This is a genomic window from Mycolicibacterium sp. XJ870, from assembly GCF_053483975.1.
In genome coordinates this window covers 708,906-733,416 of sequence record NZ_JBEFTI010000001.1, presented here as the reverse complement: position 1 = coordinate 733,416, position 24,511 = coordinate 708,906, and the positions used below count along the sequence as shown (strand labels likewise).

At 63.7% G+C, this 24,511-nt stretch carries 31 protein-coding genes, 4 pseudogenes and 1 riboswitch; of the genes and pseudogenes, 21 read left to right on the top strand and 14 right to left on the bottom strand.

Annotated elements, in window-relative coordinates; genetic code table 11:
* The first annotated feature begins 17 nt into the window (after window positions 1–17).
* Together ABQF30_RS03680 and ABQF30_RS03675 are read left to right on the top strand one after the other, a co-directional pair.
* Entirely contained in the window at window positions 18–254 is a 237-nt protein-coding gene (locus ABQF30_RS03680; protein WP_448461164.1) for a type II toxin-antitoxin system Phd/YefM family antitoxin, read from the top strand.
* A complete protein-coding gene (locus ABQF30_RS03675) occupies window positions 251–622 on the top strand; it encodes a type II toxin-antitoxin system VapC family toxin (protein WP_448461162.1) in 372 nt (123 codons plus the stop codon). Before ABQF30_RS03680 ends, ABQF30_RS03675 begins: the two co-directional genes overlap by 4 nt.
* Before the next feature lie 85 nt (window positions 623–707).
* Here ABQF30_RS03675 and ABQF30_RS03670 read toward each other — a convergent pair whose 3' ends face one another.
* Window positions 708–1,172, bottom strand: a complete 465-nt coding sequence (locus ABQF30_RS03670; protein ID WP_448461160.1) for a MarR family winged helix-turn-helix transcriptional regulator — start codon at window positions 1,170–1,172, stop codon at window positions 708–710.
* Window positions 1,173–1,324: 152 nt separating this feature from the next.
* Here ABQF30_RS03670 and ABQF30_RS03665 point away from each other — a divergent pair, with 152 nt between their 5' ends.
* Window positions 1,325–2,281: an AraC family transcriptional regulator gene (locus ABQF30_RS03665; protein ID WP_448461158.1), complete on the top strand. Its 957-nt coding sequence runs from the start codon at window positions 1,325–1,327 to the stop codon at window positions 2,279–2,281.
* A 9-nt stretch (window positions 2,282–2,290) separates the two neighbouring features.
* Entirely contained in the window at window positions 2,291–2,782 is a 492-nt protein-coding gene (locus tag ABQF30_RS03660; protein ID WP_448461156.1) for a MarR family winged helix-turn-helix transcriptional regulator, read from the top strand.
* On the opposite strand, the gene ABQF30_RS03655 is transcribed toward ABQF30_RS03660, so the two are convergent.
* Both ABQF30_RS03655 and ABQF30_RS03650 read right to left on the bottom strand, forming a co-directional pair.
* The gene (locus ABQF30_RS03655; RefSeq protein ID WP_448461154.1) at window positions 2,769–3,176 is read right to left on the bottom strand and encodes a type II toxin-antitoxin system VapC family toxin; all 408 of its coding nucleotides are present in this window, start codon (window positions 3,174–3,176) and stop codon (window positions 2,769–2,771) included. The two genes, ABQF30_RS03660 and ABQF30_RS03655, sit on opposite strands and share 14 nt — an antisense overlap.
* On the bottom strand, window positions 3,173–3,433 hold the full coding sequence (locus ABQF30_RS03650; RefSeq protein WP_448461153.1) for a type II toxin-antitoxin system Phd/YefM family antitoxin: 261 nt from the start codon (window positions 3,431–3,433) through the stop codon (window positions 3,173–3,175). The genes ABQF30_RS03655 and ABQF30_RS03650 overlap by 4 nt, the downstream gene beginning before the upstream one ends.
* A 78-nt stretch (window positions 3,434–3,511) precedes the next feature.
* Here ABQF30_RS03650 and ABQF30_RS03645 point away from each other — a divergent pair, with 78 nt between their 5' ends.
* The 4 genes from ABQF30_RS03645 to ABQF30_RS03630 all read left to right on the top strand — a co-directional run bounded on the left by ABQF30_RS03645 (window position 3,512) and on the right by ABQF30_RS03630 (window position 6,560).
* The gene (locus tag ABQF30_RS03645; RefSeq protein WP_448461151.1) at window positions 3,512–4,498 is read left to right on the top strand and encodes an SMP-30/gluconolactonase/LRE family protein; all 987 of its coding nucleotides are present in this window, start codon (window positions 3,512–3,514) and stop codon (window positions 4,496–4,498) included.
* A gap of 90 nt (window positions 4,499–4,588) precedes the next feature.
* The gene (locus ABQF30_RS03640; protein WP_448461149.1) at window positions 4,589–5,191 is read left to right on the top strand and encodes a type IV toxin-antitoxin system AbiEi family antitoxin domain-containing protein; all 603 of its coding nucleotides are present in this window, start codon (window positions 4,589–4,591) and stop codon (window positions 5,189–5,191) included.
* A gap of 20 nt (window positions 5,192–5,211) precedes the next feature.
* A complete protein-coding gene (locus ABQF30_RS03635; protein ID WP_448461147.1) occupies window positions 5,212–6,057 on the top strand; it encodes a nucleotidyl transferase AbiEii/AbiGii toxin family protein in 846 nt (281 codons plus the stop codon).
* A 278-nt stretch (window positions 6,058–6,335) separates the two neighbouring features.
* Window positions 6,336–6,560 carry a hypothetical protein gene (locus tag ABQF30_RS03630; RefSeq protein WP_448461145.1) on the top strand — a complete coding sequence of 75 codons (225 nt, stop codon included), beginning with the start codon at window positions 6,336–6,338 and terminating at the stop codon, window positions 6,558–6,560.
* Between the two features lie 62 nt (window positions 6,561–6,622).
* Here ABQF30_RS03630 and ABQF30_RS03625 read toward each other — a convergent pair whose 3' ends face one another.
* Entirely contained in the window at window positions 6,623–7,147 is a 525-nt protein-coding gene (locus tag ABQF30_RS03625) for a DUF488 domain-containing protein (RefSeq protein WP_448461143.1), read from the bottom strand.
* A gap of 126 nt (window positions 7,148–7,273) precedes the next feature.
* Between ABQF30_RS03625 and ABQF30_RS03620 the strand changes: the two genes are divergently transcribed.
* From ABQF30_RS03620 to ABQF30_RS03605, 4 genes are all read left to right on the top strand, one after another.
* Window positions 7,274–8,509: a D-alanyl-D-alanine carboxypeptidase family protein gene (locus tag ABQF30_RS03620; RefSeq protein ID WP_448461142.1), complete on the top strand. Its 1,236-nt coding sequence runs from the start codon at window positions 7,274–7,276 to the stop codon at window positions 8,507–8,509.
* A 286-nt stretch (window positions 8,510–8,795) separates the two neighbouring features.
* Complete coding sequence (locus tag ABQF30_RS03615) at window positions 8,796–10,367, top strand: hypothetical protein (RefSeq protein WP_448461141.1); 1,572 nt, start codon at window positions 8,796–8,798, stop codon at window positions 10,365–10,367.
* 273 nt (window positions 10,368–10,640) lie between these two features.
* A complete protein-coding gene (locus tag ABQF30_RS03610) occupies window positions 10,641–10,889 on the top strand; it encodes a FitA-like ribbon-helix-helix domain-containing protein (protein ID WP_448461139.1) in 249 nt (82 codons plus the stop codon).
* Window positions 10,886–11,302, top strand: coding sequence for a type II toxin-antitoxin system VapC family toxin (locus ABQF30_RS03605; RefSeq protein ID WP_448461137.1), 417 nt, complete (start codon window positions 10,886–10,888; stop codon window positions 11,300–11,302). Before ABQF30_RS03610 ends, ABQF30_RS03605 begins: the two co-directional genes overlap by 4 nt.
* A 213-nt stretch (window positions 11,303–11,515) precedes the next feature.
* On the opposite strand, the pseudogene ABQF30_RS03600 reads toward ABQF30_RS03605, so the two are convergent.
* Window positions 11,516–11,740: pseudogene (locus ABQF30_RS03600) on the bottom strand (DUF488 family protein); the annotation flags it as partial.
* 529 nt (window positions 11,741–12,269) lie between these two features.
* On the opposite strand from ABQF30_RS03600, the gene ABQF30_RS03595 reads away from it, so the two are divergent.
* From ABQF30_RS03595 to ABQF30_RS03560, 8 genes and pseudogenes are all read left to right on the top strand, one after another.
* On the top strand, window positions 12,270–13,460 hold the full coding sequence (locus ABQF30_RS03595; RefSeq protein WP_448461135.1) for a hypothetical protein: 1,191 nt from the start codon (window positions 12,270–12,272) through the stop codon (window positions 13,458–13,460).
* A 135-nt stretch (window positions 13,461–13,595) separates the two neighbouring features.
* Window positions 13,596–13,853 (top strand): annotated as a pseudogene (locus ABQF30_RS03590) (D-alanyl-D-alanine carboxypeptidase); the annotation flags it as partial.
* Window positions 13,854–14,195: 342 nt separating this feature from the next.
* A complete protein-coding gene (locus tag ABQF30_RS03585) occupies window positions 14,196–14,642 on the top strand; it encodes a hypothetical protein (protein WP_448461133.1) in 447 nt (148 codons plus the stop codon).
* A gap of 229 nt (window positions 14,643–14,871) precedes the next feature.
* A pseudogene (locus ABQF30_RS03580) lies at window positions 14,872–15,024 on the top strand (type II toxin-antitoxin system VapB family antitoxin); the annotation flags it as partial.
* A 133-nt stretch (window positions 15,025–15,157) separates the two neighbouring features.
* Window positions 15,158–15,506, top strand: a pseudogene (locus tag ABQF30_RS03575) (VapC toxin family PIN domain ribonuclease).
* Window positions 15,507–15,575: 69 nt separating this feature from the next.
* The gene (locus ABQF30_RS03570; RefSeq protein WP_448461131.1) at window positions 15,576–16,412 is read left to right on the top strand and encodes a peptidoglycan-binding domain-containing protein; all 837 of its coding nucleotides are present in this window, start codon (window positions 15,576–15,578) and stop codon (window positions 16,410–16,412) included.
* A 46-nt stretch (window positions 16,413–16,458) separates the two neighbouring features.
* A complete protein-coding gene (locus ABQF30_RS03565) occupies window positions 16,459–17,088 on the top strand; it encodes a TetR/AcrR family transcriptional regulator (protein WP_448461130.1) in 630 nt (209 codons plus the stop codon).
* Entirely contained in the window at window positions 17,085–18,323 is a 1,239-nt protein-coding gene (locus ABQF30_RS03560) for a glycosyltransferase (protein ID WP_448461128.1), read from the top strand. The genes ABQF30_RS03565 and ABQF30_RS03560 overlap by 4 nt, the downstream gene beginning before the upstream one ends.
* A 27-nt stretch (window positions 18,324–18,350) precedes the next feature.
* Here ABQF30_RS03560 and ABQF30_RS03555 read toward each other — a convergent pair whose 3' ends face one another.
* The 6 genes from ABQF30_RS03555 to ABQF30_RS03530 form a co-directional block, all read right to left on the bottom strand.
* Window positions 18,351–18,770: a type II toxin-antitoxin system VapC family toxin gene (locus ABQF30_RS03555; protein ID WP_448461126.1), complete on the bottom strand. Its 420-nt coding sequence runs from the start codon at window positions 18,768–18,770 to the stop codon at window positions 18,351–18,353.
* A complete protein-coding gene (locus ABQF30_RS03550; protein ID WP_448461124.1) occupies window positions 18,767–18,991 on the bottom strand; it encodes a type II toxin-antitoxin system CcdA family antitoxin in 225 nt (74 codons plus the stop codon). The genes ABQF30_RS03555 and ABQF30_RS03550 overlap by 4 nt, the downstream gene beginning before the upstream one ends.
* Before the next feature lie 39 nt (window positions 18,992–19,030).
* Window positions 19,031–19,342 carry a hypothetical protein gene (locus ABQF30_RS03545; protein ID WP_448461122.1) on the bottom strand — a complete coding sequence of 104 codons (312 nt, stop codon included), beginning with the start codon at window positions 19,340–19,342 and terminating at the stop codon, window positions 19,031–19,033.
* A gap of 78 nt (window positions 19,343–19,420) precedes the next feature.
* The gene (locus tag ABQF30_RS03540; RefSeq protein WP_448461120.1) at window positions 19,421–19,996 is read right to left on the bottom strand and encodes a DUF6036 family nucleotidyltransferase; all 576 of its coding nucleotides are present in this window, start codon (window positions 19,994–19,996) and stop codon (window positions 19,421–19,423) included.
* The gene (locus tag ABQF30_RS03535; protein WP_448461118.1) at window positions 19,996–20,481 is read right to left on the bottom strand and encodes a helix-turn-helix domain-containing protein; all 486 of its coding nucleotides are present in this window, start codon (window positions 20,479–20,481) and stop codon (window positions 19,996–19,998) included. Before ABQF30_RS03535 ends, ABQF30_RS03540 begins: the two co-directional genes overlap by 1 nt.
* Window positions 20,482–20,623: 142 nt before the next feature.
* Window positions 20,624–21,472, bottom strand: a complete 849-nt coding sequence (locus ABQF30_RS03530; protein ID WP_448461116.1) for an NAD(P)H-dependent flavin oxidoreductase — start codon at window positions 21,470–21,472, stop codon at window positions 20,624–20,626.
* Window positions 21,473–21,503: 31 nt separating this feature from the next.
* Window positions 21,504–21,567: riboswitch (guanidine-III (ykkC-III) riboswitch) on the top strand.
* Between the two features lie 11 nt (window positions 21,568–21,578).
* Between ABQF30_RS03530 and ABQF30_RS03525 the strand changes: the two genes are divergently transcribed.
* Window positions 21,579–21,896, top strand: coding sequence for a DMT family transporter (locus ABQF30_RS03525; RefSeq protein ID WP_448461114.1), 318 nt, complete (start codon window positions 21,579–21,581; stop codon window positions 21,894–21,896).
* Between the two features lie 75 nt (window positions 21,897–21,971).
* Here the strand turns inward: ABQF30_RS03525 and yhjD are convergent, their stop codons facing one another.
* The 3 genes from yhjD to ABQF30_RS03510 are packed head-to-tail and all read right to left on the bottom strand — an operon-like array spanning window position 21,972 to window position 24,453.
* Window positions 21,972–22,994, bottom strand: a complete 1,023-nt coding sequence (gene yhjD / locus ABQF30_RS03520) for an inner membrane protein YhjD (RefSeq protein ID WP_448461113.1) — start codon at window positions 22,992–22,994, stop codon at window positions 21,972–21,974.
* A gap of 21 nt (window positions 22,995–23,015) precedes the next feature.
* Window positions 23,016–24,032: a tryptophan--tRNA ligase gene (trpS, locus tag ABQF30_RS03515; protein WP_448461112.1), complete on the bottom strand. Its 1,017-nt coding sequence runs from the start codon at window positions 24,030–24,032 to the stop codon at window positions 23,016–23,018.
* A 25-nt stretch (window positions 24,033–24,057) separates the two neighbouring features.
* Window positions 24,058–24,453, bottom strand: a complete 396-nt coding sequence (locus tag ABQF30_RS03510) for a MarR family winged helix-turn-helix transcriptional regulator (RefSeq protein ID WP_448463413.1) — start codon at window positions 24,451–24,453, stop codon at window positions 24,058–24,060.
* Between the last annotated feature and the right edge of the window lie 58 nt (window positions 24,454–24,511).

Genomic DNA, 24,511 nt, shown 5'->3' with positions numbered 1-24,511 from the left:
TCAGATAGTCTGTCGTCATGAGCGAGACGGTCAACGTCTATGACGCGAAATCGCGCTTCTCGCGTCTGCTTGCCCAAGTGGAGGCCGGCGACGAGATCGTGATCAGCCGACACGGCCGGCCCATCGCACGTTTGGTGCCCTACCAGCCGGATCGGGTGGTTCGCCAACCGGGAATCTGGAAGGGCCGGGTCACCATCGGCGCCGACTTCGACGACTTCTCAGCCTCGGACGACCGCGACTGGTACGGGGAATGAGAGGGCTCCTCGACACTCACGTTCTGCTCTGGTGGCTGGCCGACGCCAAGAACCTTTCGCCTGCGCATCGCGCGACGATCGCGGAGCCTGACAACGAACTTTTCGTCTCTGCGATAACCGTCGCCGAAGTCGCGATCAAGGCGTCGCTGGGGAAGCTCCGAGCGCCTACCGGACTCGATGAGGTGGTGCGGGAGGCGGGATTCCGCGAGCTCCCGTTTACCGCGGCGCATGCCGAGGCTCTGCGCGACTTGCCATGGCATCACCGCGACCCATTCGACCGGATGCTCGTGGCGCAGGCCATGGTCGAACAGCTGGATTTGGTCTCCGCCGACAAGCGTCTGCGCGACTATCCCGTCGCGTGCATCTGATCGACCCGCCGTCACAGCAGCACCAAGGAACAGGTGAGGTGTGCTCTGGAAATGCGGTACCGCCGGTGGTACCACTCGGGCGCGGCTAAGAATCCGGAAATTGGTCCCGGAATTTCAACGCATCGCTGACGCGCCTGGTGCAATCCCCCAGCGCGGTCATCTGGACGCGGGTCAGCGGTGCGAGGTAATGCCGCCGCACGATCGCGGAATAGGTCAGCAGCGCCGGCTGCAGAGCAGCTTGCCCTTTAGTGGTGATCGCGACCACGACCATTCGCCTGTCGTCGCGGCTACGAACCCGGCGCACCAAACCGCGTTTCTCCAAGCGGCTCACTTGCCAGGTGACTCGGCCGGGGGCAAGAAACAGAATCTCTGCGAGAACACCCATCCGAACACCCTGGCGCGGATCCATGTTGAGCCGGTGAAGAATTTGCAGATCAGGAATCGTCAGGCTGTGTTTGGCGGTGAGGGCCGTATCGATCGCCCGGTAGAGCAGGCTCGCCGCTTCCGAGAAGCGCTCCCAACTATGCAGCGCCTCGTCACCCGAATTCATGATCTCTCGATTCGGGCCTCGCTCCTCACATTCAACCGCCAACATTGCGTCGCTACTTCTCCTCCATCGACCGCTGTGGAGATCACAACGCAGCCAACGAATCCGGTCTATGCAGATTGGGACAGGCCGTCCGCGTCTTACACTCCTGCTCAATGGACGTACCGTTGGTCCGGACGCGGATCGAGCAGCTCGAGGATCTGGGCGACGCGGTCAACAACGCCGGGCTGAATGCGTTCCAGCTATCGCGCGAACCGCCCAGCGGCACTCTGTTGCACGCTGCCCACGACGGGGTTTCTCTGAGTTCCGGCCACTTCGACAGCAGAGTGCAAATCCGTGGGGCGCTGTCCGACGACGCCATTTCGATCGCTGTCGGCCTGCGGATTCCGCCACGGAATCGACTGTTGTTGCGAGATATCGATTCGGGGATCGTCACCGTGTTTCGCCCCGGTGATGAGCACGAGGCTTTTCACGACGTCAATTCGCTCTATGCCGTCGTTTCCCTCAGCGAGGAGACATTGGAGAGTGAGGTAGGGCGTCACGGACTCAGCCTGCCCCACAACGCTTTCCGGCATACCGGCATTCACCCACAGCCGTTGGCGCGAGCGCACCTCGACACGATCTCCGCGTTCCTGGCCCGCCTGCACCAAGGCGACGGCCGACTCGACTCCGCCGCGCTTGCCGACATCGTCACCGCCTTCATCGGCCATTTCGCGCAACGGCCAACAGCCTCGATCCTCCGACCGCTGCGGCAACGCGAAAGAATCGTCGAGCTCACCCGCGCGCACATCGACCAAAACCTCGACCAACGTCTCGACATCGAAGACCTCGCGTGCCGCGTGGGTGTCTCCCGGCGAACTCTCACCAGGTCGTTCGAGGAAACCCTCGGCGAGCCACCGCGGTCCTACATCGCACGGATGCGCCTCCATCGCATCCGGTCAGGCCTCCTCGCGATCAGCCCGGAGGATGCGACGATCGCCGACGTATCCAACCAGTGGGGCATGAGCGAACTCGGCCGTATGTCAGCCCGATACCGTGCCCTGTTCGGCGAATTGCCGTCGCAGACCCGCAGGCGTAGCAAAATCTCCCCTGACTCAAGCGGAGATGCTTAGCATGACGCGATGCAGCACCGTCTTCCTCGCCGCACCGCGAGTGACATTCCCGGTCTAGACCTCGCCGAGCAGAAGTCGTGGCAGAGCTTTGCCGATGCCGCACTGCGGTTGGACGCGGCGATGAACCGTCGACTGACCGACGCGCATCAACTGGCCGTGATCGACCTCCGAGTGCTCGACGCGCTGCTCGAATCCGAAATCGGATTCATCCGCATGGGCGATCTCGCGGACATCGTTGAATCACTGCCCGGCCATCTCACGAAGCGGGTACGGCGTTTGGAGGAACGGGGGCTCGTGCGCCGCGAGAAGTGTCCAGAGGACAGGCGCGGGGTGATGGCCATCATCACCGATGAAGGTCGGCGGCTCGCACGCGAGGCGAGAGTGACCTATGAAAACGGTGTGCGGGACGACCTGGCCGACACGCTATCGCGGGCGCAGGTCGTCACCATCGAGAAGAACAGCCGTCGGATCAGCGCCGGGTTCAGGCTTACACACGAATAACTGTCAGACCCGCCGCCCCGTCGAGCGCGTCGAAGTCGTCGTCCTGCGTGATGACAGGCAGGCCCCTCGAAGCTGCGATCGCCGCGATCCAGAGGTCGTTGATTCGGACCCGTCTGCCGGTCTCGGCGAGATAAACCCGTAGCCGCGCCCACATTCGTGCTGCGTCCTCGTCGACCGGCAGTATCGCGAGGTCGGCGACGGCGTCGACCGTCGCCAGCCGTTGTGCGCGGACGTCGGTGGTGGTCGCGGCCAGGACTCCGGCGTTGAGTTCAGCAAGCGTGACGACGGTGGTGGCGACTTGGGCCGGAATGGCCGACGCGTCGATCGCGCGCCCGGTCTCGTTCGCGATAAACACCGAGGTATCAAGCACTCCCGCATCTGCTGGCCGGCTCACTGCACTGGCCCGAGATCATCGGTGGTGTCGCCGGCGAGCGCGTCGAGGTCGTCTCGCAAACCCGGATCAGCTTGGGCGCGCGGTAGCCGTGCCAGGAACTCCGCCTTGGTCAGCCAGCGCCGGCGCTGCGGCAGCACCGGGATGAGCTGCGCAACCGGGCGCCCGCTGACGGTCACCGTGATGTCCTCCCCAGCTTGCACACGGCGCAACACGCCAGCGGTGTCATTGCGGAGTTCGCGTGACGCAACCTCGGACATGCTACAAACGTAGCATTCTTGTAGCAATCAGGTGTGGAATGCCTGTGCTCCTCCGCGCTCCGCCCTAACGTCAACGCGGTGCCCCGCAAACCGTCGATCGATCCCGTCCGCTGGCAGCCGCCGCCCGTCGATCCGCTCCCGGAGTTTCCAGCGGCGGACCTGACGATCGTGCCGATGCCCGGGAACGGGCCTGAGGACGTCGTCGCCGACGCGGATGGGCACCTGTGGACCGGGCTTGTCGACGGCCGGATCGTGCGAGTGTCCCCCGACGGCGACGCGACCGTCGTGGCCAATACCGGCGGACGCCCGCTTGGAATGCATGTCGCTCGCGACGGTCGGGTGCTGATCTGCGACAGCCACCGTGGGCTGCTGGTGCTCGATCCGTCGACTGGTGAGCTCTCGACGCTGGTGGAGTCGGTGGCGGGCCGGCCGCTCATGTTCTGCTCGAATGTCACCGAGACATCTGATGGCACAATCTATTTCACCGAGTCGACGAGCAAGTTCCACTACGAGCATTTCGCCGCGGCGGTCCTCGAGGCTCGAGGACGCGGCAGCCTGTTCCGGCTCGCCGTCGATGGGACCGTGACTACACTCGTGGACGGTCTGTACTTCACCAACGGTGTCACCGTCACCGCGGACGAGTCGGCGCTGGTGTTCGCCGAGACGCAGGGCCGACGGCTGTCGAAGTACTGGTTGACCGGGCCGCAGGCCGGCACGGTCACGCCGCTGGCAGTGAATCTGCCCGGCATGCCCGACAACATTTCCACCGGCTCTGATGGCCGCATCTGGGTCGCCCTGGTGAGCCCGATCAACGCCGCCGCCGAACGACTCGCGCCGCGCGCGCCGGTGCTGCGCCAACTGGTGTGGCGGCTGCCGGAGGCATTGCAGCCGAAGATCAAATCGCAGGTGTGGGCTGTCGCGTTCGACGCCGACACCGGTGCGGCCGTCAGCGGAATCCAGACCAAGCATCCGGACTTCGGCGTCGTCACCGGAGTCCTCGAGGCCGGCGGCCGGCTGTGGATGTCCAGCATCGAATTCCCTGCCCTGGCCTACGCGAGGATGTGACGCGTCCTACCGTACGGGAAAACTATAGTTTTGTCGTACGGACTGAGGCAAAACTACAGTTCTGGATGATGCGGGTGCTAACATGAGCCCATGTCCGACCGCATTGCCCTGCGTCGTCGCCTACACCAGGTGGCGTTTCGGCAGCGTGGATACTTCAACGCACGGCAGGCCAAAGACACCGGGTACACGTACCAAGCCCAGAAGTACCACGTCGACCGCGGGAACTGGACGAGAATCGACCGCGGCGTGTTTCGGCTTGCGGATTGGCCACCAGCAGAAGGGGATTCGTTCGTTCGATGGTTTGTATGGAGCGACCGTCGCGGCGTGATCTCCCATCAGTCGGCGGCAGAAGCGCACCAGCTCGGTGAGGTCGATCCAGCTAACGTACACATCACGATGCCACCGGGATTCTCGACCCGGAACACGTTGGTGATCGTGCACGTCGCCAGCCTCGAATCGGCCGATATCGAGGTGTTACAGGACTTCGCGGTCACAACAACAACCCGAACACTGCTCGATCTGGCGGCCAGTCCGGAAGTAACTCAGGAGCAGCTGGATTCCGTTGTCGTTGATGCATTCGACACCGACATGCTTGATCGGCGTGCCCTTCAGCGTCGCATGGACGACTTCGGCAACTTCGCGGCGCTGCGAATCGAGCGCGCCCTCGGCTCGCCGATTGAAGCGCCCCTCTGAAGCCGGCAAGCGCCACCGCAATGCGTGCATCCCTGGACGCCCGCCTCATTGCGACAGCGGCTGCGCTGAGGATCGACCCGGGGCGACTCCGCAGACGCCTGGTCTTCCAGCGCATTCTGCGGCGGATCGGATCAGCGGAGAACTGGGTCCTCAAAGGTGGCTACCTGCTGGAAACACGACTGAGCCACGGCTTTCGCGCCACCCGGGACCTTGATTTCGTCAGCGACCTCGCCGCCGATTCCGCAGCGCTGACACGCGAATTGGAGCGTGCCCTCGGCTCTGATGCCGACGGTGACTACTTCACATTCCGTGTCGGCCGCGCCAAACCTCTGACGGACGACTCTGCCGGCCGCGGCGGTTGGAAGGTCAGTATTGAGGCGCTACTCGACAACCGTACGTTCGACCGGGTCCGCATCGACGTCATGGATCGACTTGAAGAAACCTTCGGTGGCCGTGAGGTTTTGGCAATCGCTGCCCCGGTTGATGGGCTCGGCCTTGCTGACGCCGATGTGCAGTCGATCGATATTGCACAGCATGCCGCGGAGAAGTTGCACTCGCTCACCAAGATCTACTCGGGCGTGCGCGTCAGTACGCGAGCCAAGGATCTTGTCGATCTGGCTCTGATGCTCGACGCGGGACTGCTGCCCGACCGACGCCTGTCAGAGCGGCTTGTCACGGTTTTCGCCAGCCGCGATTCACGGCCGCCACCGGACAACCTGCAGACGCCGCCCGCCAGTTGGTCATCAGATTTCACAACAGTGGCCGCGGGGACGCCTGTGTCCGGAATGACGATGCAGCAGGCATTCGCGTCGGTGACCGAGATGTATGCGCTTGCGATTCACTCCGACGGGGAGGATCCGTTGTAGAGAACCCTCCTCGCGTCAAGGTGCAACCACGTCGCGCACCCATCACTAGGGCAGTCCTCTGGCCCGATCAGCTCCTTCTGACGCCCAACCCAGCGTGAATCCTGCGACGCTCGAAGTCACAGTCCGGGCGGGCACGTTCGCGGTATGGATACCGCCGATCGGTGCGCCGGCGATGGCCTACCAGGGCGAACTTTGTTCCGGCCAGGTCGCCTGCTGCGTATCCTGGCAGTGAATGTAGTTGCAGATGCGCCGGTGATCGAGGTGGAGGTGAGCCAACCGTGAGCAAGTTTTCGGACAACCTCGATCTCGTTGCGCGAGAAGGTTACGTTCCGACGACCGCGCAAGCTTTGCTCGCACATCTGCAACTCGATGACGCACCAAGGCCGCGTCAAGAAGCAGCCATCAAAGATTGGCTGAAGATGCATCCGCCAGGTCGAGCCATGGAATTCACCTTGCGACGCAAGGGGTTCGGTCACTTGCTCGACAATCGCAGCTCGGCATAAGCCGCACAGCGACGGGTGTGTGCCTCGCTCCCCCATTGATCGGCCTGAGACGCACGCCAGAATCACCCGTCCCACACCACCTGTCCGTCCGCGCGCAAGCGGGCGCCTTGCGCCGGAGAGTGTTCGACCAGACGTCCATCGTGCATGAGGTGGCGCACCGTCACGCCGAACCGCAGTGCCGCGACATCGGCGACCAGTCGGCGGTGACACCGCCACCACACGCTCTCGCTGCACATCATCACCGTTGACCGTCCGGCCGCCTGCTCGAGGAGCTCGGCAAGGCCCTCGGCGAAGGGTTCGGTGCGGGTGTAGGCGGCATATGCGGCGAATTGCTCGACGCGCCACCACGTGTCCTCGCGTACGGCGTCGGCGGGCAGGCGACGCCGCCCACCCAGCCGTGCATCGGCGCGATAATCGATGGTCGCCTGCGATAGCCAGCGGCTCATCGCCCGGCCCTCGACGTCCGGATTGTGCCGACTGTTCGGGTAGCGCCGGATGTCGACCACGGCTTCGACCCCGGCGTCGCTCAACAGCGTGGTCAGCGCAGTCTTGTCGAGCGTCCCGTGCCCGACCGACATCAACGCCATGCCACTATCGTCGCCGGTTGCGCCGCTATCGAAACCAAACCGCGATTGTCAATTTTAACTTCTGTCACATTCGTAACAGCGTGCCTCCGTGGAATCGGGCCGCGGCTCGCCTAATCTTCGCTAACGATGGCGACTCGGCGCACCACCCCACGACGCATATCGGCGCGCGGCATTTCCGCGCTCGCAGCCGTGGCGATGCTGTTCGCTCCAGCAATGATCGTGGCCCCGGTGGCCACCGCCGATCCGCCCCTGGCGGTCGAATGCCCATACAAGGTGACGACGCCGCCTGCCGTCGACGCGTCGGAGGTGCCCAAACCCGGCGATCCGACTCCCGGCCCACTTCCAGTCCCCGACAAAACCATTGGCGGTGAGGCACTCTCCGGGTGCGGCGTGATCACCGCACCCGGCACGCCGCCACTGCCCAACGACGTCTCCGCCGAGGCGTGGCTGGTCGCAGACCTGGATACCGGTGACGTCATCGCCGCCAGGGATCCGCATGGCCGTCACCGCCCGGCCAGCATCATCAAGGTGCTGACGGCCATCGCCGCGCTCAACGAACTCAATCTCAACAAGCTGGTCGCGGGCACTCAGGACGACGCCAACTCCGAGGGCACCCGCGTCGGCGTCGGTCCCGGCGGCCAGTACACGGTCAACGACCTCCTGCATGGCCTACTCATGCACTCCGGCAACGATGCCGCCCATGCGTTGGCAATGCAGCTTGGTGGGATGGACACGGCGCTGCGGAAGCTGAATGTTCTGGCGAGCACGCTCGGCGGCCGCGACACCCGGGCCGCCACGCCCTCGGGCCTGGACGGACCCGGCATGAGCACCTCGGCCTACGACATCGGGCTGTTCTACCGATACGCCTGGCAGAACCCGGCTTTCGCCGACATCGTCGCCACCAAGCAATACGACTTCCCCGGCCGTGACGGCAACCCGTCATATCCGGTGGAGAACGATGTCACGCTGCTCTACAACTACCCCGGCGCGCTCGGCGGCAAGACCGGCTTCACCGACGACGCCGGCCAGACCTTCGTCGGCGCCGCCGAACGGGACGGCCGCCGCCTGGTCGCGGTGCTGCTGAAAGGCACCCGAGTGCCCATCGCACCGTGGGAACAGGCCGCACATCTTCTCGACTACGGGTTCGCCACTCCTCCAGGCACCAAGGTCGGAACGCTCGTCGACCCCGATCCGTCACTGAAACCGCCCAAGCCCGACGAGCCCTCAGCCGCCCAGGCCGCCGCGGTACTGCCAGCCGCAGATGCGCTGCCGGTCCGGGTCGGCGTGGGCGTCGTTGGCGGCATCGTCGTGTTCATGCTCATGCTGGGCGCGCGACAGCTGAATCGCCGCACCATTCGCTGAGTTTCAGCGCTGCGCGCAGTTGCTCACGTATCCGTAATGGGTCGTTTCGGGTAGCGCGCATTTGGGTCCCGGGCGACCCTCGCACCATCGTCGCGGACGCCACCCATGGGCGCGCGGTAAATCTCCCAGGGCTGGACAGCGGACCTCAACCGCATAACGCGCTGACAGGCCAACACGCTGGGGCGACAGCTGGCACCGGTTCAGCACCACGCGCAACACCGGATGAACGTGTTCTATTCACACGATGAATCGATTTCCGTTTTAAGGAAGTCAGCACTGTTTCTTGTTGGCGTCGGACCACCAGATCAGGCTGTTTAGCTGCAATGATGCGGTTCGAGCCTTGCGGCTCACGATCGAGGCGCTTCCACAACTTTTGCAGATGATTGCCAATAGTTGGCGACACTTAGATTCTTCTCAGTTACGTTCATCGCTGGTCAGGGTCACCAACTCATCAGCAAAGGAAACTGCATTGCAACGCACACTTCGTCCCTACGTGACCGCCGGCGTGGCCATCGTCGGCGCCAGCGTCATCGCGGCCACACCGGTAGCAGCACCCCCCGCTGAATTAGCGGTTCGCTCTCCACAAATTTCGTCCGCCGCAGTGGAACTCACAGCCCTCGCTGGCGCACTCGACACGTCGTCATGGGTCGACCCCATCGCATACTGGGCCGAGGTACTAGACACAACGCAAACCAATGTGTCAGCGCTATTGGCTGTCGCGTCTGAGGATCCGTTTCCGGTACTAAACCAAATCATTGTCAACCAAGCTGGGTACGCGAACACGATCGGCACTGCACTGTCGTCGAGCGCCCAAGGCCTCTACGACTGGGCGACTGTCGAAGGCGGTGGGAATCTGCCGACGGTGGTGGCGAACATGAGGACCGCCATCGCCGAAGGTGACCTGCAAGCCGCAGCGCAGGAGATGAAGTTTGCCGTTACTGACGTGGGAATGGCCCTGTTCGGCATGCTTCCGCTCCTCGCCCTGCCCTACCAGATTGCGCAGAACTTCGCGAATACCCTGGAAACGATGGTCGCGTATGGATTAAACACCGGCGTCGTAGGTAAATCTGCCTACGGTGTACTCAACGTCTTAAACACGATGATCTACGCGGTCGCCACAGTCGGGCAGGAACTAATCGACGCTGCGGAGGCCGGAGACCCCGTCGCGGCAGTCAGCGCATTCATCAACGCTCCCGCATTCCTGACCGATTCATTGCTTAACGGGCAAGCCATCGTGCGACCCAACGGCACAATTCATAGAACCCCAGGGCTACTCAACTACACTGCGGTCCATTTCACCCACTGGAGCCTCGGCAGCGCGTTGTTGATCCACATTCCGCGCGCGATCGCGGCGGCGATCACGCCGCCAGCGGTTCCAGCTACGGCGACTATCCCCGAAATCACCAGTGCTGCCGATGATCTCGCGGCGCTACCACCCGCCGAGGCAGACCCGAGCACCCCCGCACCGGCCCCTACTGCGGCCCTTAAAGAGCTCACCAGTGGTGCGACTGACACTGTCAACGGCATCACCAGCGCCGCGACGGCGGCGTTCAATGCGGCACGGTCGGTGACGCTGAAGGTCGACCCGAATCCTGAGGTGACCGAGACATCCACGGCCACCGAAATTTCCGCGGATGACACAACCGACGATGCAACGGATGAGTCGAATACCAAGGCCGACAGGGAATCCAAGAAGGAAGCGCGGAAGCAAGCCCGCGAGGCCAAACGGCAGGAGCGCCAAGAAGCCAGGGCAGAACGCCAACAGGCCCGTCAGGAAGCCAAAGCCGAAAAGCAAGAAGCCAAGGACGCCACGAAGGCCGGCGGCAAGCACCGCGCCGACAAGAACAACACCGAGTAACCACATCACCGCGGCCACCGGCCGCTCCACGACTGGTGGGCCCCTTCGCGTTCTCCCGAAGGGGCCCACCGCTCTATGCACTAGCCCGCACCGAGCCATCGGCGCCCGTCTTCGAATGAGGCCCGAACCGTTTCGACCTCGCACCGGTCCCGTTCGTTGCCCTCAACCCACCGCCGCTGGTCCGCGCGAGTTCCGTGAGCAAGGCATAGCGACTGCTGACTACTATGATGGAATCACAGCTGCTCAACGGCGCTATCATGATAGCATCTACTCATGGCGCAGATACTTGTCCGTCAACTCGACGACGAAACCAAGGCGAAGCTTCAACGCCTGGCTAGTCAACATGGTCGCAGTACCGAGGAAGAAGTGCGCGAGATCCTGCGAAACGCCGTCAGGAATGTCGACGATCCCCCCGGGCGCCTTGGTTCACGAATCGCATCGCGCTTCAAAGGGATCGGGCTCAAAGACGAGATTGCCGAGATGCGCGGGCAATCCGTCCAACCGGCGCAATTCGATTCATGATCCTGCTGGACACCAACGTGCTCTCGGCATTGATGCGGGACACACCCGACATGACCGTGGTGGAGTGGCTCGACAACCAGCCAGTCGAATCAATCTGGACGACTTCGATAACCGTCTTCGAGATACGTACCGGCATAGACCTTTTGGAACGTGGCCGGCGCCGGAAGCAGCTTGATGAGATCTTCTCTCAACTACTGGCGGAAGACCTAAACGGTCGGGTGCAGTCCTTCGACCAAACGGCAGCACTCGCCGCCGGCAGCATCGCAGCCAGCCGTCAGCGCACGGGACGCGTAGTCGAGATTCGTGATGTTCAGATCGCTGGTATCGCGGCCTCACGCCATGCAACCGTGGCCACTCGAAACACTCGCCACTTCGAAGAATCGGGGATCGAACTGGTCAACCCATGGAACTGACCTGCCCGGATCATTTAGCAACACCTCAGATGGCAATGGACAGAGGCGACCGCGGCCGACAGATCAACGCGACGGCGGGTACTGCTGCCGCTGGCATGACGCCTTTGGCGGGGCTGACGTGCCAGAAATGCCACTCCCCACCTGCCGTGAACACGCCCGCCTATCGATGTTCCGGTTCATCACCAGCACGGAACTCAATACGGCTGTGCCGCAACGGTTCAACCGTCCCACCACCTGCCCGCCAGCGCACAAGCGGGCGCCCTCGGCCGGAATGTGTTCGACCAGGCGCCCGTCGTGCATGAGGTGGTGCACCGTCACGCCGAATGAAGCGTCGCGACATCGGCGACCAGTCGGCGATGACAGCGCCACCACACACTCTCGCTGCACATCAGACTGTCCGGCCGCCTGCTCGAGGAGCTCGGCAAGCCCTTCGGCGAAAGTCAGGGGCTGAAATCCAGACCGAGATCGGCCAGGAATCGACCCTTGTGGCCAGCCCTGAATTTCAGCAACGCGGTGCCGCCCCTAACTCGTAGTCGCGCAAGTACACGGAGCGGGTAACCACGAATGAACGTGTTCCAGTAGCCCATCGCATAACTGCCAGATTGGCTGACCCAGCGCCGGGTCCGTTTGTCAGATTTACAACATTATCGGGTTGACCAGCGCATATAAGACGATGAAGGCATTCCCAACGCTCAGGACTGCACATATTTTTCGAACGTTTTCACATATTTTGCGAACGTTTTACAACTACTACCAATAGTGAGCCATTACCAGAGACCTTCTGCTAAATTCATCGGCGGTCAGGGCCGCCTGACCCATCAGCAAAGGAATCCGGTTGCAACTCACACTTCGCCCGTACGCCACCGCCGGCATAGCACTGGCCGGCGCCAGCATCATCGCGGTCAGTCCGATCAGCCCAGTCACACCGTCGCTGCCCGACGTCCAAGCTCACGCATCTTCTGCGGCGGTGGACCTCGCCGCCGCCGTCGACCCCATCGGCGACCCCATCTCGGCGTGGGTCACTACGCTCACCAACGCCGCCCAGAACCTGGGCGCGCTCGGCGGGCAAGTAGTCGATAACGGCGCGCCCATCTTGACCCAGTTTCTCGCCAACCAGGTGGGCTACGCCAACCTGATCGGCGCCGGATTCGAAGGCTTTCGCACCCAATTCGAGAACTATCTGAACTCCACGCTGCCGTTCTATTTCCAGTATGCGTCCGACTTTCTCAAAGCTGGCCAGATCGGTGAGGCATTCAGCTGGGGTGTCGTCCACCCGGTAACCGCCGCAATTATGACGATGACCCCGCTGATCAACAACCTGAAAATCCCGGGCATGATCGCGCAGAACGTCGCGAATGTGCTGCAAGCGATTCCTGCTGCCATCCAGCCCATCGGTTTTGGCGCCATCACTACGCTCACGAATCCATTTCACACGTTTGGGGCCCAGCTACAAAGCATTACCGACGCGGTGAACGCCGGTGACCCACTCTCAGCGGTCAACGCGATGCTGAACATTCCCGCCGCGATGTCGGACTCCCTCCTGACCGGCCTGCTCAAGCCGTACCAGAATTTTTTCGATGCCGGCCTCGTCGCCGCGCTGGTGGTGGACCTCCCCAGAACGATCGCCGCCGCGATCACACCGCCGGCTTCGCTGGTCGCGCCCGCAGCCGTGGAATCTGCACCCGACACGTTGGCGGCCGATGCCCTGCCTGCGGCGGAAACGCCGGCCGTCGATGCCAGCGTCGCCACGCCCGACGCGTTGCCCGCAACCACTGACCAAACGCCCGGGCCTGCCAGACTGGCCGACGAGCTGACGAGTGGCGTGACCAACACGGTCAACAGCCTCACGAGCGCCGCTTCCTCGGCGATCAATGCGGTGAAAACCGTGACGTTGAAGGTTGATCCGAAGCCTGCCGCGACCGAGACGTCCACCACCGGTGGAAGTTCCGCGGACGCCAACGCCCCCGATGAGTCGGCGGACGCATCAAACGCCAAGGCCGACAAGGAATCCAAGAAGCAAGCGCGGAAGGAAGCCCGCGAGGCCAAACGCCAGGAGCGCCAAGAAGCCAGGGTGGAGCGCCAACAGGCACGCCAAGAAGCCAAAGACTCGACGAGCACCGGCGGCAAGCACCGCGCCGACAAGAACAACACCGAGTAACCACACCACCGCGGCCACCGGCCGCTCCACGACTGGTGGGCCCCTTCCCGTTCTCCCGGAAGGGGCCCACCGCTCTATGCACTAGACGCACCGAACCATCGGCGCCGGTCCACAGAACGTGGCCAGTGCCGTTTCGCACCGTGGGAGCAGGCGGCACATCTGCTCGACTACGGGTTCGCAACCCCTCCAGGCACCAAGGTGGGCACGCTCGTCGACCCGGATCCGTCACTGAAGCCGCCCAAGCCCGACGAGCCGTCCACCGCCCAGGCCGCCGCAGTGCTGCCACCCGCAGATGCGCTGCCGGTCCGGGTTGGCGTGGGCGTCGTCGGCGGCATCGTCGTGTTCATGCTCATGCTGGGCGCGCGGCAACTGAATCGCCGCACCATTCGCTGACTTTCATTGCCGCGAACAGATGCTGAGGTATCCGTGATGGGTCGTTTCGGGTAGGGCGCGTTTGGGTCCCGGGCGACCCTCGCACCATCGTCGCGGACGCCGCCTACGGGCGCCCACGGTAGATCTTCCAGGGCTGGACAGCGGTCCTCAACCGCATAACGCGCTGACAGGCCAACACGCTGGGGTGACAGCTGGCACCGGTTCAGCCCCACGCACAACGCTGCATGAACGTGTTCTATTCACACTATGAATCGATTTCCATTTTAAGGAAGTCAGCACTGTTTCTTGTTGGCGACGGACCACAAGATCAGGCCGTTTAGCTGCAATGATAAGGCTCGAGCCGTGCGGCTCGCGATCGAGGCGCTTCCACAGGTTTTGCAGATGATTGCCAATAGTTGGCGACACTTAGATTCTTCTCAGATACGTTCATCGCTGGTCAGGGTTGCGTTGCAATGCAATTCCTTTGCTGATGAGTTGGTGAGGGCTCCGTTCATCGTTGAGACCGCGCCGGTGATATTGCCCGCCGAGAGTTTGGTCAGCCATCTTTTGGACGGCAGTGGGCAGACCGGTGGTGAGGAATGTGGTCACACCATTGAGGGACGTCTGGATCGTCGTCAGGGCTGTCTGGCCATACCCAAGCTGGTTGGCGATGACCTGCTGGAAGATCGGCGCGGGATTGTCGAGGACGACCCCTCCGATCGTCGCCGCGTTGTTGAATGCGTCGCCGAAGACATCGATCCAAGCCGTAATGGGGTCCGCTGCGGCAGTGAGTTCTACTGCGGCGGATGAAATTTGCGCAGCGCGAACCGCTAATTCAGCGGGGGGGTGCTATGGGTGTGACCGCTATGACGCTGGCGCCGACGATGGCCACGCCGGCAGTCACGTAGGGGCGAAGTGTTGACCAGGCCCGACCCAGATCGTTCGGGCTTCCGAGCGCGTATCGCTGCCTAAACCGGCGGGGAAGCGACATGTTGGTGATGCATCCTGGACGCATACGTTGCCAACATAGGAGGCTGTCATGTCGGTGACACAGATCGACCTTGACGACGAGGCGTTGGCCGAAGTTATGCGGATCGCCGGCGTGCACACCAAAAAGGAAGCCGTGAACCTCGCGATGCGCGATTACGTCGAGCAATTCCGTCGCATCGAAGCGCTCGCCCGATCCCGTGAACAGGCAAAAGCCTGGGACTACGAGGGCTGGCTCACCGTGCGCGCCGACGAGAAATCTGTCGGACATTGATCTACTTCCTCGTGGACTCGTCCGCGGTCTGGCGGATCCAACGACAACCTGAACTCACCGAGGCCTGGAGCTCCTCGCTTAGCCGGGGAGCCGTCGGATCGTGCGAACCGCAGCGAGCTGAGTTCCGGCGATCAGCACGCAATGCGGCCGAGTTCGATCAGATGAACCAGACGTTTCGCGACGTCTACCCCGATGTTCCAGTGCCGAAATCCGTGTGGCGGTGGATCGAATCGGCCCAGCACCGACTCGCGAGCGCAGGCGCAGTGCCTGCCCTGTCGGTCGTCGATCTCCTCGTCTGTGGGACCGCGGCAGCCAAGGGCCTCGTGGTACTCCACGACGCCGCCGACTACGAACTCGCGTCCCGCCACCTTCCCGACGTCATAGCGCGGCGCGTCGTCAACACTGACCAGTAGCTAGGACCGCACAAACGAGTAGGCGACTACTCGTGCGCCAGACCGCAGCGCGCGCCAACACTCTTCAACATGGCACTCCGAAGCATGCTGCTCACTTCGCCTTTCCCCGATCCGCAGCTGGAAAGCAGCCTGGTGTCTGATCGAGCACATATCGGCGAGGGGATCAACGGCGTCGGCGAACACGTGCGGCGAATCCAGATTGCGCTCAACGAGGTCGACGACGCCGGCCTCACTGTCGACGGCGTCTACGGAGGCGATACCGGCGACGCGGTCGAGGACTACAAGAACAAGCGCGGCATTCTGAGTCCCGGCCAGGTGACTGCCGACCGCATCGTCGGCAAGGGCACCGTCAAAACCTTAGACGACGAGGTTTTCGAGTTCGAGAACCTGACTCCGCCGAGCATCGGCTTGGTCTCGCCGACCGAAGCTGGAGACCCGCACAATCATTCGCTGTGCCCAACCCCGCCGCGGGTCAGCGCGCCTGGAGCAGACAACCGTGCCCAGCATCAAGGCACGCCCATCAATCCGATCGGCAACGCCATGCGGATCAACATCTACGGTGAAGGTGAAACCGACTATCTCGGCTTCACCGACTTCGCCACCGAAACGCAGCATGCCGACGGCCGGCCAATGACGTCGACCCTGGTCAACGGCTGCGCCAGCGACATCTGCATGCGCAGTGCGCCCATCAATGCGGTGACGCTCAACGAGATTCGCCGGCTGGCGCAGTCGGCCCTGGTCGGCGGATGTCGCTTCACCTACGCGTCGACCCAGGTTACGTTCGCGACCCCGCGGGCCGACATCCTCAGCCTCGGCACGGTCGTCCAGCAGCACCGCATCGCGGACCCCACAGATCCAAACAATCCCCAATTCGACATGGAGGTCTGGGTCGTCGACATGTTCTGACCCGGTCCCCTTGCCAGATTCTGACCGATCGGTCTAATCTCAGACCATGCGGTCTGAACGCACGAAGACGTTCACTGAGCAGGCCCGCCGCCGGCAGATCATCGACGCCGCCACTGAGGTGATCGCGGAGTCCGGGTACGCCCAGGCGTCGCTGGCCCGGATCGCGGCCCAGATCGGCGTGGCGAAAAGCGTTGTGCTGTATCACTTCACCTCGAAGGCAGAGATGGTCGAGGCGGTGTTCGTCGACATCTTCGAACGCGGTGCGGCAGTGATCGTGCCGGCCGTCGTCGCTGAGACCACCGCCACGGCCAAGCTCTCGGCCTACATCCGGGCGAACATTGCGTTCATCGCTTCGAACCGCTCCATCGCCGTGGCCATGCTCGAGTTGATGGCCGGGTTCCGCGACGACGACGGCCTGCGACTCGACCAGGCCGCCGCGAAGGCGGTGCATGAGCACCCTCCTACCGGAGACCTGGCCGCCCTGGATCCGCTGACGATTTTCGAGGCAGGCCTGCGCGACGGCGAATTCCGGGATCTGTCACCACTTTTCATGAAGAACATCTTGCGCGGTGCGCTGGACAGTGCCGCCGCCGAGTACGCGCGGGATCCCGACTACGACGTCGTCGGCCACGGCGAACAACTCATCGCGATCTTCGAACAGGCCACCGCGAAATGACCACCATCGGCATCGTCGCCATCGGCAGTCGAGGCGACGTCGCGCCACTGACCGGGCTGGGCGTGCGACTGCAGCACGCCGGACACCGCGTCATCGTGGTCGCCTACGCGGCGTTCGGCGATCTGATCACAGATTGCGGCTTGGAGTTCCGCCCGCTCGACGACGGCGCCACCGACCTGTCCGACGTGTCAGCGCGTGACGCCGCCAAGGGCCTGGCAATGTTCTTCTCCCCCAACGGCATGCGTGGGTTGGGCGACCAGGTGCTCGCGGCGCTGCGCGATGAGCCGCTCGATGCGCTGCTGCTCTCGCCGTTCGCTGAGATCGCCGGGCATCCTCTCGCCGAGGCGAAACGGATCCCGAGCATCGGGCTGCGCCTGCAACCATTTTCGGCGACCGGAGCCTATCCGCCTACTGTGCTCGGTGCTTGGTCCGCCGGGCGGTACGGAAACCGGGCCGCAGCACGGTTCGGCGAGGCGGTGATCGACCGGCTATACGGTAAGACCGTCAACAGTTTTCGTGCGGACCTCGGCCTGTCGAAGGCGTCCGCGCGCAGACTACGACGAAGGCGTACCGAATCACGGTGGCCGATCCTGTACGGCTACTCCCCCAGCGTGGTGCCGCGGCCCGATGACTGGCGGCCAGGCATCGATGTCGTCGGCTACTGGTGGCCCGCCCGTCCCATCGGATGGCAACCAGCCACCGATCTCGTAGCATTCCTCGACGCTGGCCCGGCTCCCGTGGTCGTCGGATTCGGAAGCACGGTCAACAGCACGGCCGAGGCTCAGCGGTTGTCTGCCCTTGTCCTGCAGGCTGTTCGAGCTGCCGGCGTTCGTGCGGTGATCCAGGCCGGCTGGGCCGAACTCGACGCATCTGGGGACGACGTGATCTCGGTCGGCGAGGTACCGCACGACTGGCTCTTCGCCCGGGCGTCCGCCGTCGTGCACCACTGCGGCGCCGGCACCGCGGCAGCAGGCTTGCGTGCCGGGGTACCCACAGTCGCTGTGCCAGCCGCCTACGGCGACCAACCATTCTGGGCGCGTCGGCTATCCGAACTCGGCGTGAGCCCGGCACCGATCTCGCAACGTCGGCTCACCGCGGAGAACCTCGGCGCATCGATCCGAGCGGCGTTGAGCATCAACGTCTTCCGCGACCGCGCGGGACGTCTGGCCGCTCAACTGGCGGTGGAGGACGGCACCGAGCGGGTTCTCGACGCCGTCGAACAGGTGCTGATTTAGCGCCGGGCTCCTACCGCGGGCCACGGCTCAGGCCGTCAGATCTTCGGCTATGCCACAAACCCGCGCGAGCTTGCGATCAACGGTGAGTAGTGGAACGCCAAGCTGACCGGCCAGCTCGACATAGAGCGCATCGAGCAGCCGTATATCGGCCCGTCGCGCCCATGCCCCGAGGACGAGACTGTCGAGACCGTGACGTTGCACGGGTAGTCGGGCTAGCCGGCTGAGTCCCTCCTCAACGTCGACGGCGTCGATCGTGCCCGCTCGATGGAGGCGGCCAAGGGCCGACAAGACTTCGGCATCAAGGTGGGCGGGGGCGTGCATGCGCGTATCACGTAAACGCCTTTGCACGGCGTTGCCGTACGTAAAGTCACCGAGCAATTCGACAAAGACGGACGCGTCGACCACGACGTGCTCGGCCGTGGATTGGCCCGTGCTCGCCGTGCTCACGACGGTGTGCCGAACTCATCGCGAGCTTCGTCCAACGCTTGAATGGCCGCATCGTGCAACCTACGGCCGCGCAGCACAGGAAGTGCATCGAGCCACGCGTTCGTCGCCCCACGATCGAGTTCCTCCGCGAGCGCCGCTTGCACCACTGCGGACACATTGAGGTTGGCTGAGCGCGCCCGATCGGCCAACTCATCGGGGACATAGACATTCAGCCGAGCCATACACACACTATACACACATGCCGGAATGGCTTCGGGGCCTCACCAGGGCCCGATGACGTATTCGAGCAGCGCCAGCGTCAGTGCCCCTAGGAGTGCGATGACAATAGAAGCCGCCACGGTCAAGCGCGTCGCCGATGCGGTTCCCGCCAACAATGCACCCGCCACGGCTCCCAACGCACCCAGCACGAGGAATCCACCCAATGCGAGGTAGAACACCGATGCCAGCGCCGCGGTCGGCATTCCGCCAAGACCGCTGGCGTACTCGCCGAACGGAACCGGAAACCGGTACACCGCAGCGACAATGGCGGCAGCCAGCGGCGCCCAGCCAACGGCGGCTACGGCCCCGACCAAAGCTGGGCGCAGCCTAGACGGCGAAGACCCTGACAAGTTCCTCCAGCCCGCGAGTCGATGGGTTCAGTTGAGGGCTTGTTATCCGTCGGGCTTGGCCCGGAATGCAAGCCAAGCAACCGCGCGCTCAATCCTTGTGCTGTAGCGCTTCGGAACGGTCCTCAACCGCGCGGCGATCGTTGCCGAGTCGACGAGGCCATCAGCGATGAGGGCGTCGACGAAGTTGCGGTCTTTCTCGCGAAACGCACACAGCTTTGCCACGCACAGGTCTTCTTTATCCAGACACCAGCCGATGTACTGCGGTTGTCCGGCGGGGGCAGCGGTGTTCTCGTTTTGCACCTTGACCAGTCGCGTTCGCCAGCCGTCGGGTAGCGCCGATGTGGTCAAGTCGACGCCGTCAATGCTGAAGCCATGCTGTTGCTCGAAGAGAGAGAACTCGCCGGCCACGCCAACGATGAGGTCAGCAAGACGTATGGTCTCGTCGTTGTCGTCGGCAATTGGGAGGACATCGATCTCGAGTGATCTCGTTGCGAGGAACGGAAGCTCGTACTCGGGATAGGTGCCAAGGATCGCCTGTGAACCGACAACGATGACCTCGAGTTGTCCGGTGATCTGACAGGCGGTACGGATGGCATGCTCTAACTGGTCGCGTCGCATCAATTTGCGTTCGGGAGCGCGGTCATCCGCTCCTGCTCAGAGAGCAGGCCGCCCATGGGTGTTACTTCGCGCATCTCAACGGAGTCTCGATCGAGTCCCGTCATGACCCGATGCAACCCGGCTACGTCGCCACTCTCAACCAAGCAGTGCCATCGGTCGAGATTTCGGATATGTGGTTGGCCGCGAACGGCGCTGCGCAGCCGCTCGAGACGGATGCGGATGGTGGGCTCCCACTGTCGCAGGGTCGATCGCGTCAGATGAGTAGCCAATCTGCGGTGCAGCTTCCACGAACGCCACTCGGCGCGAGTGAGCTCGGGAGCAACAGCGCGTCGGACAACTTCGAGGCGGAGACCCATGCAGTTCAGTAACCGATCAAGTTGTTCATCGCTGAGGTCGACCTTGCCGGACAGAAACTGGCTGATGCTCGGCTGATGGACGCCGCTCAGGCGTGCGAGCTCAGACTGGGTGGTAGCGGTTTCGGCCATCACCTCGCGCAACAACTCGCTTCGGTTGAGCACGAGCTAACTATAGCATCAGTTGCTATAGTTAGCCCCCTCACCGTCCAGGGTTGGCTTGTGCGGGAATTCTCCGCGAAGTCTCGTACACGAGCCAGCGTTCGGCATGCCGCTAGCTCCACCGCCGCAGCAAGGCTTCCGCGCCCGAGCAGAGCCGATCGATTGTGTCGGCGGCCGTCATTACCTTGGTGACCGACCCCACGCCCTGCCCTGCATTGACCGACGACCCGCGCAGGACCCGCTCGGGAATGCTTGCCGGCCAACGGTATCCGGCTGCGATGTCGTACTCGCGCGTCAGCTCAGTGTCGGTGCCAGCCAACAGGGCATCACGGGAAGCATCGGGCGTTGACGCCTCGGTGCACGTAGCGAAGACGGTACCGAGCCACGCCGCCGAAGCGCCGGCGGCCAGCACCGCGGCAACACCACGCGCAGAGGAGATTCCGCCGGCCGCGACCACCGGGACATCCACTCGGTCAAGGACTTCGGACAGCAGTGGCAGGGTTCCGAGCACTGGTTCGCCGTGGCCGCCGCCCTCAGCGCCGCGTGCCACGAGAACGTCGACCCCGGCATCGACCGCACGCAGTGCCGCATCGGCCGTCGCCACCTGCGTCGTCACCGTCAAGCCGGCATCGTGCGCGCGGCGCACCCAATCCCAGTCATCACCGAAACTGACGCTCAGCAGCGCAGGGCTTGCGGCCAGCGCCGCCTCGAACAGGTCCGGCTGGTCCACCATCACCCAGTGCACCAGGCCGATCCCGAAGGGCCGGTCCAGCTGACCGAGAAGCTCGAGTTCCTGACGCAGCTGCGCCGCGGTGGCCGAACTACCCATGCCGACCATGCCGAGGCCGCCGGCGTTAGAGACCGCAGCGGCCAGCCGGCCGCCGGCCGCCCCACCCATCGGTGCGTTGACGATCGGGACGTCGAGGCCCATGGCCGTCGACCAGGTGGTTGCCAAGCTCACAGCCAGGGATGTTACGTCGTTGTTACAATTGGTATCGCCAGCACATGGCACCGGACGAGGCGGCACCGTACCCGGCGAGCGACAAGACGGGCCTTGGAGGTATCTCATGGCTTGGCTGATTCTCGTCGTCTCGGGCGTCTTCGAAGCGGTGTGGGCAACTGCCCTGGGCAAATCCCAAGGCTTCACCCGGCTCGTGCCGTCGTTGGTCTTCGGCGTCGCGCTGATCGCATCGATGGTGGGCCTGGCGATCGCCATGCGCACTCTGCCGACCGGCACCAGCTATGCGGTGTGGGTCGGCATCGGCGCGGTACTCACCGTCAGCTACGCCATGCTGACGGGTGACGAAGGCGCTTCGGTGATCAAAATACTGCTCATGCTTGGCGTGGTCGGCTGCATCGTCGGGCTGAAGGTGATCGGACACTAGACCCCATTGTCACGCTGGAGTGGCTGCCGAACTCCGGAGCCACTCTGGCGTGACAATCGGCGGAGGAATAGCGCACTAGTGACGCCTGAATCGCAAAAAACCAAGCGCGCCAATAGCTCCCGCGACAGCGGCGGCCACCATCCCTGAAAAGCCCACACCTTCGCGGACCTGGACCCTCGTGGTGATCTGGGCAGGGTTGGGCGGCAGTACCGGCGCGGCTTCGAGACTCTCCCGCGTGGTCGCGGCCCATGCCGTGGCGAACAGGATCAAACGTGCAGTGACGTAGGCGAATACCATCAGCCCGAGCACAGGTCCGAAAGTTGCGCCGGCGGGCCCGTTGAGCACCGACTGCAGGTAGATAGACGCCACCTGCTTGAAAATCTCGAAGCCCACCGCAGCGAGCAACCCGGCTCGAATCGAGCTGCGGAAGCTGACCCGCTCCCGCGGCAGCCGCGCGATGATCCAGGTGAAGAGCAGCCAGGAGACCGACACAGACACCACCAGTGACGCCACGCGCAAACCGCCGGTGATGCCGGCGATGTCACCGATATGGAGCCATTCCAGCACCTTGCGCATCAATGTCGGATCGCCCAGCGCGGTCAGCGCGATGGTGACCACCATCGCCAGGAAGGCGGACACCAACGCCAACAGATCCGACACCTTGTTGCCGACGAACCCGCCCTCCGGGTGACGATGCTGCTCCCACATCTGGCTAAGCGCTTCGCGCAGATTCGCCATCCAACCCAGCCCGGCCCACGCCGCGGTGGCCAGGCCGATCACGCCGACAGTTCCCCGGGATTCGATCGCCGAGTTCATCAACGTGACAAGTTGCTGGCCGAGGTCCCCGGAAACCGCGGCCCGGATACGGTCCTCGATCTCGGCGAGCAGGCCGGGGCGGCGGGACAGCAGAAAGCCGGCGAAGGCGAAGCCGACCATCAGCAACGGGAACAGCGCAAAGATCGTGAAGTAGGTGATTCCGGCGGCGTAGAAGTTGCCGTTGCAGTCGGTGTACCGCTGCTGTGCCCGCATCACATGGTCGAACCACGGATAGCGGGCCCGCGCTCGGGCGAGAATCCCCGGTTTCTCCTGCTCGTCCACGCACCACCCTCCTCTGGGCGCCTACGACGTTTGCTGAAGAAACCCTATCTTGTCGTAGACCCGCGCAACCGTATTGCCCGAGACCTCTTTGGCACGCTCCGCCCCGGCGGCCAGGATGGCCTCCAGTTCGGCCGTGTCGGCCAGCAGTTCGTCGACCCGGGTCTTGATCGGGGTGACGAACTCCACGACCACCTCAGCCGTATCCTTCTTCAAATCTCCGTACCCGCGCCCGGCATAGCCATCGACGAGCTTGTCGATGTCGGTGCCGGTGACGGCCGACTGGATTGTCAGCAAGTTCGAAATACCCGGTTTGGCCTCCGGGTCAAACCGGATCTCGCGTTCGCTGTCGGTGACCGCGGAGCGGATCTTCTTCGCCGTCGCCTTCGGATCGTCGAGCAGGCTGATCAAGCCGGCGTCGGTGGCAGCCGATTTGCTCATCTTCGCCATCGGGTCCTGCAGGTCGTAGATCTTGGCGGTTGCCTTGGGAATCATGGCCTCGGGCACCACGAACGTGCCAGGAAACCGAGCGTTGATGCGCTGCGCGACATCCCGGGCCAGCTCGAGGTGCTGGCGCTGATCCTCGCCGACCGGAACGACGTCGGTGTCGTAGAGCAGGACGTCGGCGGCCATCAGCACCGGGTAGGTGAACAGCCCGACGGTGGTGGCGTCCGCGCCCTGCTTCTGCGACTTGTCCTTGAACTGCGTCATCCGCGACGCCTGACCGAAACCGGTGAAACACCCCAGCACCCACGCCATTTGCGTGTGTGAGGGCACGTGACTCTGCACGAACACCGTGCTGCGAGCCGGATCGATTCCCAGCGCCAGATACTGCGCGGCGGTCACCAGCGTGCGGCGACGCAAGACTTCCGGATCCTGCGGAACAGTGATGGCGTGCAGGTCGACGACGCAGAAGAACGCGTCGTAATCGTCCTGCAACTGCGCCCAGTGCGTCACCGCGCCCAAGGCGTTGCCGAGGTGCAGGGAATCGGATGTGGGCTGGGCGCCGGAGAACACGACGCGTTGGCTTCCGCTACTCATGATGGGTTCGATTTTCCCATTGCCGTCATCCGGTTTCTTCGCGGGTCAGGGTCTGCAGTACCCGCAGGAACACCTTTCGATCGGCTGCCGACAGTTCGCCCAGCCAGCGCTCCTCCCCCCGCTGGATCTCCGCCTGCACCGCGTCCTTGAGCTCACGGCCGGCAGCGGTGATCGCCAGCAACCGCACGCGGCGGTCGTCCGGGTCGGGCTGCCGGTCGATGAGCCCCCGCTGCTGGAGCTCGTCGAGGGTGCGGATGATCCGGGTCTTATCCGCCCCGATCGCCTCGGCCAGCGCGGCCTGGGTCCGCATCGACGACCGGTCCAGCGCGCTCAGCACGGCGTATCCCCACATCGACACGTCGTGTTTCTTCAGTACGGGCAGCTCGGCATCGAACAACTCGCGCAGCAGCGGGGCAAGCATGGCTGCCAGGTCGGGACGTCGCGACACTCGATCATGGTAGGCATTGCACAATTATATG